This window comes from Riemerella columbipharyngis (genome assembly GCF_900101995.1).
GTDB classification, from domain to species: domain Bacteria; phylum Bacteroidota; class Bacteroidia; order Flavobacteriales; family Weeksellaceae; genus Riemerella; species Riemerella columbipharyngis.
The window spans coordinates 26,321-35,234 of sequence record NZ_FNAS01000018.1 but is presented as its reverse complement, the minus strand read 5'-3'; the positions used below and the strand labels follow the sequence as shown (position 1 = coordinate 35,234).

General features: G+C 34.0%; 21 protein-coding genes. All 21 read left to right on the top strand.

From position 1 onward, the window contains the following. Positions 1–228, top strand: a 228-nt coding sequence (locus BLS89_RS10745; protein WP_176763293.1) for a hypothetical protein, incomplete at its 5' end; no start/stop codon positions are given. 67 nt (positions 229–295) lie between these two features. Continuing rightward, positions 296–463, top strand: coding sequence for a type II toxin-antitoxin system HicA family toxin (locus BLS89_RS09035; protein WP_092737674.1), 168 nt, complete (start codon positions 296–298; stop codon positions 461–463). 65 nt (positions 464–528) lie between these two features. Next, on the top strand, positions 529–936 hold the full coding sequence (locus tag BLS89_RS09030; RefSeq protein WP_092737672.1) for a hypothetical protein: 408 nt from the start codon (positions 529–531) through the stop codon (positions 934–936). Positions 937–1,164: 228 nt separating this feature from the next. Continuing rightward, entirely contained in the window at positions 1,165–1,317 is a 153-nt protein-coding gene (locus BLS89_RS09025; protein ID WP_245688967.1) for a type II toxin-antitoxin system HicA family toxin, read from the top strand. Positions 1,318–1,377: 60 nt separating this feature from the next. Then, positions 1,378–1,785 (top strand): type II toxin-antitoxin system HicB family antitoxin, encoded by a 408-nt coding sequence (locus tag BLS89_RS09020; RefSeq protein ID WP_092737670.1) that lies wholly within the window; start codon positions 1,378–1,380, stop codon positions 1,783–1,785. 232 nt (positions 1,786–2,017) lie between these two features. After that, on the top strand, positions 2,018–2,197 hold the full coding sequence (locus tag BLS89_RS09015; protein ID WP_092737668.1) for a type II toxin-antitoxin system HicA family toxin: 180 nt from the start codon (positions 2,018–2,020) through the stop codon (positions 2,195–2,197). Between the two features lie 32 nt (positions 2,198–2,229). Further along, the gene (locus BLS89_RS09010; RefSeq protein WP_092737666.1) at positions 2,230–2,622 is read left to right on the top strand and encodes a type II toxin-antitoxin system HicB family antitoxin; all 393 of its coding nucleotides are present in this window, start codon (positions 2,230–2,232) and stop codon (positions 2,620–2,622) included. 432 nt (positions 2,623–3,054) lie between these two features. After that, the gene (locus tag BLS89_RS10740; RefSeq protein WP_176763292.1) at positions 3,055–3,201 is read left to right on the top strand and encodes a hypothetical protein; all 147 of its coding nucleotides are present in this window, start codon (positions 3,055–3,057) and stop codon (positions 3,199–3,201) included. A 4-nt stretch (positions 3,202–3,205) separates the two neighbouring features. Beyond that, positions 3,206–3,433 (top strand): hypothetical protein, encoded by a 228-nt coding sequence (locus tag BLS89_RS09005; protein WP_092737683.1) that lies wholly within the window; start codon positions 3,206–3,208, stop codon positions 3,431–3,433. Positions 3,434–3,556: 123 nt separating this feature from the next. Beyond that, positions 3,557–3,709: a hypothetical protein gene (locus BLS89_RS10735; RefSeq protein WP_176763291.1), complete on the top strand. Its 153-nt coding sequence runs from the start codon at positions 3,557–3,559 to the stop codon at positions 3,707–3,709. Between the two features lie 39 nt (positions 3,710–3,748). Next, complete coding sequence (locus BLS89_RS09000; protein WP_092737664.1) at positions 3,749–4,009, top strand: DUF5053 domain-containing protein; 261 nt, start codon at positions 3,749–3,751, stop codon at positions 4,007–4,009. 226 nt (positions 4,010–4,235) lie between these two features. Further along, the gene (locus tag BLS89_RS11245; RefSeq protein WP_143017758.1) at positions 4,236–4,370 is read left to right on the top strand and encodes an ArsR family transcriptional regulator; all 135 of its coding nucleotides are present in this window, start codon (positions 4,236–4,238) and stop codon (positions 4,368–4,370) included. A 56-nt stretch (positions 4,371–4,426) separates the two neighbouring features. Beyond that, positions 4,427–4,678, top strand: coding sequence for a DUF5053 domain-containing protein (locus tag BLS89_RS08990; protein ID WP_092737660.1), 252 nt, complete (start codon positions 4,427–4,429; stop codon positions 4,676–4,678). 232 nt (positions 4,679–4,910) lie between these two features. Continuing rightward, entirely contained in the window at positions 4,911–5,066 is a 156-nt protein-coding gene (locus BLS89_RS08985) for a type II toxin-antitoxin system HicA family toxin (RefSeq protein ID WP_092737658.1), read from the top strand. A 53-nt stretch (positions 5,067–5,119) separates the two neighbouring features. After that, positions 5,120–5,497 (top strand): HicB family protein, encoded by a 378-nt coding sequence (locus BLS89_RS08980; RefSeq protein WP_092737656.1) that lies wholly within the window; start codon positions 5,120–5,122, stop codon positions 5,495–5,497. 277 nt (positions 5,498–5,774) lie between these two features. Further along, complete coding sequence (locus BLS89_RS08975; RefSeq protein WP_092737654.1) at positions 5,775–6,059, top strand: hypothetical protein; 285 nt, start codon at positions 5,775–5,777, stop codon at positions 6,057–6,059. Continuing rightward, positions 6,059–6,316: a hypothetical protein gene (locus BLS89_RS08970; RefSeq protein ID WP_092737652.1), complete on the top strand. Its 258-nt coding sequence runs from the start codon at positions 6,059–6,061 to the stop codon at positions 6,314–6,316. Before BLS89_RS08975 ends, BLS89_RS08970 begins: the two co-directional genes overlap by 1 nt. A gap of 4 nt (positions 6,317–6,320) precedes the next feature. Further along, positions 6,321–6,596, top strand: a complete 276-nt coding sequence (locus BLS89_RS08965) for a hypothetical protein (protein WP_092737650.1) — start codon at positions 6,321–6,323, stop codon at positions 6,594–6,596. A gap of 66 nt (positions 6,597–6,662) precedes the next feature. After that, the gene (locus tag BLS89_RS08960) at positions 6,663–7,148 is read left to right on the top strand and encodes a hypothetical protein (RefSeq protein WP_092737648.1); all 486 of its coding nucleotides are present in this window, start codon (positions 6,663–6,665) and stop codon (positions 7,146–7,148) included. Next, the gene (locus BLS89_RS10730; protein WP_176763290.1) at positions 7,135–7,299 is read left to right on the top strand and encodes a hypothetical protein; all 165 of its coding nucleotides are present in this window, start codon (positions 7,135–7,137) and stop codon (positions 7,297–7,299) included. The genes BLS89_RS08960 and BLS89_RS10730 overlap by 14 nt, the downstream gene beginning before the upstream one ends. Before the next feature lie 310 nt (positions 7,300–7,609). Continuing rightward, positions 7,610–8,911, top strand: coding sequence for a tyrosine-type recombinase/integrase (locus BLS89_RS08955; RefSeq protein ID WP_092737646.1), 1,302 nt, complete (start codon positions 7,610–7,612; stop codon positions 8,909–8,911). Positions 8,912–8,914 lie beyond the last annotated feature (3 nt).

Genomic DNA, 8,914 nt, shown 5'->3' with positions numbered 1-8,914 from the left:
GATAACGCCGAAAAGTTAGCCCTCAAAGTAGTGGGGCGTATGCGCTTGGATAGCAATAATACGGAGCATATCCTATACAATTCTTTCATCAAAAACTCGGTGGAGATTCGTCCGGTAGAGCTGGAGGGCGTGGGTGTTTTTGGGGTAGAAGTGTCTCTCCAGCTCAAGAACCCACAGCGGCTGAAAGTAAACCCTGATGACTGGAAGGATTTGGATAGAGTTTGTTAGATAAAAAAATAACAAAAAAGTTATAAAAATATTTGTATATAACAAAAATGTTATATATATTTGTGGTATGAAATCAAGTTCATTAATAAAGATGGTTGAAGAAGATGGCTGGTATTTGGTAAGGACAAAAGGGAGTCATCATCATTTCAAACATCCAAGCAAAAAAGGATTAGTTACGATTCCACATCCTAAAAAGGATATTCCAATCAAGACAGTAAAATCCATTTTAAAATAGGCGGGGCTCTAAGCCCTCCTGTTTAATGAACTTAAATATAAATTTTTTATAACATTAGAATTATTATGAGCAAAGAAATTGTAGTTTTTGTAGAGAAGCACGAAGATGGAATCTATTGGGGAACATCTCAGAACTTTGAAGGAGTCGTTAGCTCCTTTGGGCAATCATTTGAAGAATTAAAAGCTAATTTTGAGGAGGCTTTTGCCGATAATATAGACTTGGCCAAAGAATTTGAAGAACCTTATGCACAAGATTATGAAGATGTAAAATTCATTTATAAAATGGATATATCTTCTATATTCAATTTAATAAAGGAAATTAAAGTATCTGCGATTGCTAAAAAAGCAGGTATTAACGAGTCATTGGTAAGGCAATACAAGACAGGAAAAGCTGCAGCATCTTTGGAACAGACGCTTAAAATACAAAATGCTATTCACGCTTTAGGGCATGAATTATTATCTTTAAGAATTTAAAAGAAAAAAACTTGATTTCATAACGGTAGTTATATTGATATAACTACTACTATGTCCTACCTTTTTAGGTAGGATTTTTTTTTCCAGCTCAAGAATCCACAACGGCTGAAAGTAAACCCCGACGACTGGAAGGATTTGGATAGAGTTTGTTAGAAAAAAGTTTTGAAAATATTTTGATATTCAAAAAAATATCATTATCTTTGTGGTGTAATAATCAAACAATGAGAAATGAAGTATTCAGAATTAGAACGGAAGTTAAAAAAAGCAGGGTGCTATGTTGTGAGAGAAGGAAAGAAACATCCTCTTTGGTTTAGCCCTAAGACAGGAGAAACTTTCCCAACTGGAAGACACGAAAATGAAGAAGTAAAAAAGGAACATTAAATGAAATCTTAAAAAAAGCAGGGCTTAAATAAAAGCCCTGTAAAAAAATAAAAAAATATTATGAAAGCTACGATAATTATAGAAAAGGGAATAGATGGTACATATGATGTACGTACCCACGAAGGTACACCTATCAATTATATGGTTTTAGGGCAGGGTGATACAGTAGAAGAGGCATTAGAGGATTTTAAAAACACTTATGAGGAGATAAGGGAGGTTTATGCTGAGCAAGGAAAAGAGTTCAAAGAACTAACAGAGCTTGAGTATGTATATGATTTAACAGCGTTTTTACAATACTATAATCAATTTATATCTCTGGTTGGTTTAAGTAAGTTGACAGGGATTAACAAATCACAACTAAGTCATTATATACAAGGGTTTAGAAATCCAAGTAAAAAAACGGCAGAGAAAATACAAACTGCACTATATCAATTTGCAGACGAACTAAAAAGCGTTCATCTTGTTTGATTATTACATTTTATAACATTCTGAATGCTGTGAGTCCTACCTTTTTAGGTAGGATTTTTTTTTCCAGCTCAAGAACCCACAGTGGCTGAAAGTAAACCCCGACGACTGGAAGGATTTGGATAAGGTTTGTCCATAGTCCAGAAGAAAAAAATAACAAAAAAGTTGTTCAAAAATTTGCATATAAGTATATAAATAGTTACCTTTGTATCGTTGAATTAAAATATTAAAGCCTATGAAGTATAGTGAATTTTTTAAAAAAGCCAAGAGAAATGGCTGGCGGCTTTCAAGACAAGGAAAAGGGAGTCATGAAATTTGGATAAAAGATGGTGAAGAAGTTGTAATTCCCAATCATGGTTCGAAAGAGATGCCAAGTGGTTTAAGTAAAATGTTAACTAAAAAAATGGGGCTGTAAAAAGCCCCTCTACAAAAAAATATAGATTAATTATGAAAGTGATTAAAATAATTATTGAAAAAGACCAAAATGGAAGTTTTTGGGCTACTGCTGAAAATATAGACGGAATTTATGCTGTAGGAGACACAGTAGAGGAAGTGAAGGAGTCTGTTTTAGATGCTTTGGAAACATTAAAAATGACTTCAAATCCACCAAAAGAATTAAATAGTAAATATAAAATAGCATATAAATTTGATACAGAAAGTCTTTTACAGTATTATAAAAAGATACTTTCTGCTCCAGCTTTTGAAAAAATTACTGGAATTAATCAAAAACAAATACATCATTATGCTTCAGGGCTTAAAAAACCTCGTGAAACACAAAAAAAGAAAATAGAAAATGCTTTGCATGAATTTGGGAAAGAACTTTTGTCCGTAGAACTTTAATTTTTAATTCAACACTTTAGATTATTTTTTTACGGTATGCCCTACCATTTTGGTGGGGCTTTTTATCTTTCCAACTCAAGAACCCACAGCGGCTGAAAGTAAACCCCGACGACTGGAAGGATTTGGATAAGGTTTGTCCATAGTTCGGAAGAAAAAAAATATAAAAAGTTTTCGTAATTAAAACAATTGTTATATATTTGCAGTGTCAATGAGTGACAGAGTAGAAGTTCTTAAGTTTAACCCTTTAATTTTTCTTTTATGAAGTTTGATTTTGAGTTAAAAATCAGTTTCAGAAGAATGAAAAAAGGCTTTAAGTTTGTAACGAAACTTAAAGCCAGAATCAAACAGAGGTTACTAAATCTGTTATTCTGAAACAAGGGGGCTAAGTCCCCCTTACTTCCTAAAGGGCAAAGTTATAAAAATAATTCTAAAATGAAAGATTTTATAAAATTGCTGAAAAATATCTTTTCCAGAGAGCCTTTTGAGCAGGATATTCATATCCGGTTTAGTTTAAGCGTGGAACAAATTGTCTTTATTATTTTGGTTCTATTAGGATTGATTTATGTTTTTATACACTAATGCTATGGATGCATTTACTTACGATTTAGACCAAATTACAACAGAGTGGATACAAGAACAAATGAATATCTTAAACTTAAAAAGGAAAGATGTAATTACTCATTTGGGATTGGATAAAAGCTATATGAGTAGAGTTTTTGCTTCGGAGGATAGCCCGCACAAAATATATCTGAGTAGACAAACCAAAGCTATGTTTTACTATTACTTTTTAGCTTATAAATTATCTATTTAACATACTGCTCTTTTGGATAAGGTTTGTCCGTAGTTCGGAAGAAAAAAAATCAAAAAAAAATGATTGAAAACTTTATAATCAAAAAAAATTGATTATCTTTGTAGTGTAATAAAAGTCAAAAATATGGTAACAAAACAAATTACAACAGAAGAATGGGAGCTAATAGAAACCATTCGAAATTACAGAAAAGCGTATCCAAATGGTGCGAGAATGTTGAAAGCTGAAATCCAAGATTTACTTGACGAGTTAATGGACTTAGGCTACCAAAAAAAATAAAAACATCCCCCTCTCAGAGGGGGTATAAAAAATATCATTATGGAAATAACAACAAAACAACCAGAAAGCAAAATGACAATGAAACAACAGCTTTGGGATATCATTGTTGAAATATCTTGGGGGGAAATTTCTGAACAATACTTTAAAAAAAGTCGTTCATGGCTTTCTAAAAAGATGAATGGAAAGGGATTTAATGGAGAAGCTAACGCTGATTTTACCCCCGAAGAAAAAGAGATACTAAAAGGGGCTTTGATAGACCTTTCAGAAAGAATAAGAAAAGCTGCAAACGGTATTCAGTAAAACATATTTGCTGATTTTTATTACACCCTGCCCCGCCATTTTGGTGGGGCTTTTTATTTTTCCAGCTCAAGAACCCACAGCGGCTGAAAGTAAACCCAGACGACTGGAAGGATTTGGATAAGGTTTGTCCATAGTTCGGAAGAAAAAAAACATAAAAAAGTTGTTCAAAAACTTGCATATTGTAAAAATTTACAGTATCTTTGTAGTGTTAAAAAAAATAGAAGATATGAAACTAACAGAACAAGAAAAGGAATTGATAGAAGCCATTAGGAACTATCTTAAATCAAAACACAATCCATCCATCGATTTAGAGTTTTATGCTCGGATGTTATTTGAAAAGATGATGGCAGGAGAAAAGTAAAAAACAAAAAATACCGCTCAAAGCGGGCGGTATTTTCACTTTTAAAAATAGAAAATATGGAAGTTAATATTAGTAAAAAAGTCCCATACAGAAAGCAATTAGAAGATATTCTTGTAGATATATCTTGGGCAAAAATTTCTACCAAATACTTTGGCAAATCAGTTTCTTGGATTCACAATAAAATTTCAGAAATAGATGGAAATGGAGGTAAAGGCGGATTTACTCCGGAAGAAGCTGAACAATTTAGAGGTGCATTGTATGACCTCTCAGAAAGAATACGAAAAACAGCCGATAATTTTAAAGGATAAAGTTTCGTAGAAACTATTTTTTTTTTAACACTCTGCCCCGCCATATAGGTGGGGCTTTTTATCTTTCCAGCTCAAGAACCCACAGTGGCTGAAAGTAAACCCCGACGACTGGAAGGATTTGGATAAGGTTTGTCCGTAGTCCAGAAGAAAAAAATATAAAAAAGTTGCTGAAAAACTTGCATGGTAATAACTAAATAGTTATCTTTGTAACGTCAATTTAAAACAATACAAAATGAAGTATTCAGAATTTCACCGAAAGATTAAAAAAAATGGGTGGGTAAAAGTTCGTTCGGAGGGCAGCCACTACATTTACGAAAAAAACGGAAAAACCTATCCGGTTCCTTTTCACGGAAGTAAAGAGATAGGAGAAGGATTAAGAAAAAAATAATTCGGGAGATGGGCTTAAAATAAGCCCCTCCCTTAACTAAAAAAATAAAAGCTATGGATATTATCATTAAAGTAGAAGCGTCAAGCGATCATCTGGGAGCTTATGCTGAAAATTTGGAAGGTGTAACCGCCGGAGGCAGCACGGTAGCAGAACTAAAAAAGGGAATTTTGGATTGTATAGAGATTCAAAAAGAATTAGGAAATATTGAAGATATGGAGTATAATTTGATTTACCAATACGATACGCAGAGCTTTCTGAAATATTACGGAAAAATCTTTACGATGCCTGCATTGGAGCGTTTAACAGGTATTAACCAAAAACAGCTGCACCACTACATTATGGGTAAATCTACGCCCCGAGAGCAGACTAAAAAGAAGATAGAAACCGCCCTGCACAGTCTGGGTGAAGAGCTAATAGCCTTTTCTTTATAATGTTTTAAATTGACAATTCTGAATGTTATCTATTAAGCCCCGCCATATAGGTGGGGCTTTTTTATAAAATAATCCACCAGATTTTTGGTGGATTATTTTTTTTGTTATATATTTGCAGTGCTAAATATTACCATCAGAAATAATCTGATATTACTTCTACGAAATAAAAATCTTCCTCCGTGAAGTGTGGTTATTAATCTTTCTGATTGGTAATGTTTAGCGACACCCACACCATCGGGGGATTTTGCTTTTGCAACAATTTTAAATTTATATAAAAATGCTAAACATTACCAAAACCACTAAAAACCGAAGATGGAAAAGGTTCTTACTAAAAAGAAGAAGTGAAAAAGTTCAATCTTTCATCAAGTCTTATCCAAGAAAAGCCTTTACCTTTGTAAAGGAGAAGCAAGGCCACCTGTTTGCCCAGAGGATAGAAACCGGAGCTTACAAAGTAGAGTTCCGTTCTAAGATTACAGGGCGTTCTGCCTTTGCCTATGGAGCATCGTTTGAAGCGGCTTATCACAATATGATAAGGATGTACAACCTAAAACATGATGCGTAATGGACACAAATAGATCTACAGATATCTCTTTTGAGTTAAAACTTGCAAACTGGCTGACTAATGAATCATGTTTCATGGAACATTATCCCATACAAGAAGACATTTTTGAATTAATGGACTCAATAGAAGTAGGCGGATATTTTCAAGAGGATGAAGTCGAGTTTTTAGTAAGTATGTTGAAAAGCTATTTGAAGCTAAGTTTTATCATTAAAAAACATCCTGACAAAACAGAGAAACTCATTAACTTTCTAAAATAATGCTATGGAAGATTATAAAAAAGAAATGCTGGAGCTTTTGCACCGGTATTACAGGCCAATAGGGGAAGAAGAAAATAGAATATTTGCTTCTACGGCTAAGCTCTTGGCAATGTTCCGAGGCGTGATTCCTCATCAACCGATAGGGGAGCACGATGTCTATGAAGTCCTAAAAGATGCAGGATTTCAAATAGAGAAAGGCTTAGCCCAAGATGAAAACGGAGACGAAATAGAGGCTTTCCTCTGGGTTCTCTATGAAAGACTTAGCAGTCAGCAGACTTAACAATTTAGTCTGCTGATCGCAGGTATGTCCTTTTTTCGGATACCGGTTTTTTCTTATCTTTGGGATATGGAATACAGAGACGAACTAATGATAGCCAAAAAGGCAGAGCAGATGCTGACTTCAGCCCTTAGAAATAGAACGAAAAGTTTTAAGGAACATTATCATCAGGATGCTAAGGATTCGTTAAAAGAAGCCTATGCAAAAGCCAGAACCAAAAAATATGGTAAGAAGAAAGACGGCAACCAGCAGATTTTTATGAGGAGTCTGGCTATTCGCATGCCAGAACACGGGTTTGTACAGCATTATGGTGTAGACACCGTTAGAAGCGGAGGGACAAGAGAACGCCATAAGCCCAAAGATACGGCTTATCGTTTTAAAGCTCATTATTTTAAGATGAAGGGAACGCCGTTCATAGACAATGCAATAGAAGAAAGTGGTGTTGTGGATTTTGTGGCAAATAGTGTAGGTAAAATTAAGAGCCGAGAGATTTGGAGAAGAGCTGATATTTCCATTAAAACAATTTTCAAAATAAATGACAATGAATATTATTAAAATCATAGCGGTATTGGGCGTTATATTTTTTTATAGTGTATCCTATAGGGGGGATTTTGGAGCGTGGGCCATTAGGTATTGGGGCGTGGCTCTTAGCGGTTTTAATAGGCTGGTGGTTTATAAAAAAAATCATCAAAAAATGAGAATATAATAGATGCAGTATATAAAGCCGAAGGATTTTCGGTCTTTTTTTTGTCCTTTTTTTTCGGGTTGCTTTTTTTGAATATTGCTGAAACAAAAACCCTTTGAAAAATCATCGGGTTATTACGGTGTGGTTGTAGACCCACAGGGACGAAATCCTATTTTATGAAATTCGTTATAATTATCTTTGTTTGTAGGGGTTAAAGCCAGTATTTAAGGGGTGTTAAAAGAAAAGAGAAATAAAGTAAAATAAAGATAAATTAAAGGTTTTTCGGGACATATTCGGGATTTTTTGTAAATTCGCATAAAGTTTTAAAGCTATGAAAGTGCTATATTTTATAAAAAAGCGAAAAAATCCAATATCAAAAATTTATATTAGACTTTGGGAAAGTAAAAAGATAGATTTAACCACCTCAACGGGGGTGCAGATAAATTACAACTACTGGGATAGCAAAAACGAAAAAGTAAAAAATAAAGTAGAGGCAATAGACAAAGATTTTATAAATACAAAATTGTTAGAGTTAAAAAAGTATATAACAGAAACCTATAATATTGAATTTAATAGCGAGATAACAATAAATGCCGAATGGCTAAAAAAGAAAGTCGCTATTTTTTTTAATCGTGTAGATGATAGCCAACTCGAAAAAGTGTATTTTGTGGAATGGGTTAAAAAGTTTGTAGAGAACGCCCCTAATAAGCTGAACAGAGGTAAAAAGCTAAGCCCCCGCACTATTTTAGCATATCAAACAATGCTAAACCATTTGTTAGATTATGAAGCTTACAAAAAGACGAATTTAAAACACTCCGATATTACATTATCTTTTTACTGGGATTTTGTAGGGTATTGCAGAGATATTAAAAAACTCTCAGAAAATACAATAGGGAATATCATAAAATATATAAAATTCTTTTGTGGGAGTATTGATTTTGAGGGGTTACCAGTATCCAAAGACTACAAGCATAAAGAATTTGTAAAGCCAAAAGAGCAAACAGACGATATTTATTTGACCACTAAGGAAATAGACCAAATATTTAATTATGATTTTGGAGATAACCCGAGATTAGACAACGCCCGAGATTTACTCATAATAGGGCTAAATACAGGGCTAAGGGTTAGCGACTTTATGCGTTTAGACTTGTCCCATATCAAAGATGATACGATAAGAATACAAGCTAAAAAGACGGGTAAAATAGCCGAAATTCCTATAAATGAGCAAATAGCCCACACACTGGAAAAGAGAGGGGGCAACCTCCCGAAAGCAATAAGCGACCAAAAATTTAATAAGTATATAAAAGAGATAGGGCAAACAATAGGTTTTGATGAGCTGACCAAAGGGGCAAAAATGGAAATCATAGACGATAAGGGAACGACCCGCAAAGTGTCGGGATTTTACCCAAAATACGAGCTGATGACCTCCCATATTTGTAGGCGTTCATTTGCTACTAATCTATATGGGCAAATCCCCACCCCCGTAATTATGGCGATTACAGGACACACAACCGAAGCAATGTTTTTAAATTATATCAAAAAAACAGCCTCAGAAAATGCAGAGGTATTACGAAACTTCTACAAACGAAGCGCCGAAGAAAAAGGATTAAAACCAGTTTTAAAAGTAATTTAAAAG

What these genes read in the sequence shown, in the direction of transcription:
- BLS89_RS10730 (WP_176763290.1), top strand. Translation starts at nt 7,135, where the DNA reads ATGAATATTATTAAAATCATAGCGGTATTGGGCGTTATATTTTTTTAT.
- BLS89_RS11245 (WP_143017758.1), top strand. Translation starts at nt 4,236, where the DNA reads ATGAAACTAACAGAACAAGAAAAGGAATTGATAGAAGCCATTAGGAAC.
- BLS89_RS08980 (WP_092737656.1), top strand. Translation starts at nt 5,120, where the DNA reads ATGGATATTATCATTAAAGTAGAAGCGTCAAGCGATCATCTGGGAGCT.
- BLS89_RS09015 (WP_092737668.1), top strand. Translation starts at nt 2,018, where the DNA reads ATGAAGTATAGTGAATTTTTTAAAAAAGCCAAGAGAAATGGCTGGCGG.
- BLS89_RS08990 (WP_092737660.1), top strand. Translation starts at nt 4,427, where the DNA reads ATGGAAGTTAATATTAGTAAAAAAGTCCCATACAGAAAGCAATTAGAA.
- BLS89_RS09020 (WP_092737670.1), top strand. Translation starts at nt 1,378, where the DNA reads ATGAAAGCTACGATAATTATAGAAAAGGGAATAGATGGTACATATGAT.
- BLS89_RS08975 (WP_092737654.1), top strand. Translation starts at nt 5,775, where the DNA reads ATGCTAAACATTACCAAAACCACTAAAAACCGAAGATGGAAAAGGTTC.
- BLS89_RS08970 (WP_092737652.1), top strand. Translation starts at nt 6,059, where the DNA reads ATGGACACAAATAGATCTACAGATATCTCTTTTGAGTTAAAACTTGCA.
- BLS89_RS09035 (WP_092737674.1), top strand. Translation starts at nt 296, where the DNA reads ATGAAATCAAGTTCATTAATAAAGATGGTTGAAGAAGATGGCTGGTAT.
- BLS89_RS08965 (WP_092737650.1), top strand. Translation starts at nt 6,321, where the DNA reads ATGGAAGATTATAAAAAAGAAATGCTGGAGCTTTTGCACCGGTATTAC.
- BLS89_RS09010 (WP_092737666.1), top strand. Translation starts at nt 2,230, where the DNA reads ATGAAAGTGATTAAAATAATTATTGAAAAAGACCAAAATGGAAGTTTT.
- BLS89_RS10735 (WP_176763291.1), top strand. Translation starts at nt 3,557, where the DNA reads ATGGTAACAAAACAAATTACAACAGAAGAATGGGAGCTAATAGAAACC.
- BLS89_RS08985 (WP_092737658.1), top strand. Translation starts at nt 4,911, where the DNA reads ATGAAGTATTCAGAATTTCACCGAAAGATTAAAAAAAATGGGTGGGTA.
- BLS89_RS09000 (WP_092737664.1), top strand. Translation starts at nt 3,749, where the DNA reads ATGGAAATAACAACAAAACAACCAGAAAGCAAAATGACAATGAAACAA.
- BLS89_RS09005 (WP_092737683.1), top strand. Translation starts at nt 3,206, where the DNA reads ATGGATGCATTTACTTACGATTTAGACCAAATTACAACAGAGTGGATA.
- BLS89_RS08955 (WP_092737646.1), top strand. Translation starts at nt 7,610, where the DNA reads ATGAAAGTGCTATATTTTATAAAAAAGCGAAAAAATCCAATATCAAAA.
- BLS89_RS09025 (WP_245688967.1), top strand. Translation starts at nt 1,165, where the DNA reads ATGAAGTATTCAGAATTAGAACGGAAGTTAAAAAAAGCAGGGTGCTAT.
- BLS89_RS09030 (WP_092737672.1), top strand. Translation starts at nt 529, where the DNA reads ATGAGCAAAGAAATTGTAGTTTTTGTAGAGAAGCACGAAGATGGAATC.
- BLS89_RS10740 (WP_176763292.1), top strand. Translation starts at nt 3,055, where the DNA reads ATGAAAGATTTTATAAAATTGCTGAAAAATATCTTTTCCAGAGAGCCT.
- BLS89_RS08960 (WP_092737648.1), top strand. Translation starts at nt 6,663, where the DNA reads ATGGAATACAGAGACGAACTAATGATAGCCAAAAAGGCAGAGCAGATG.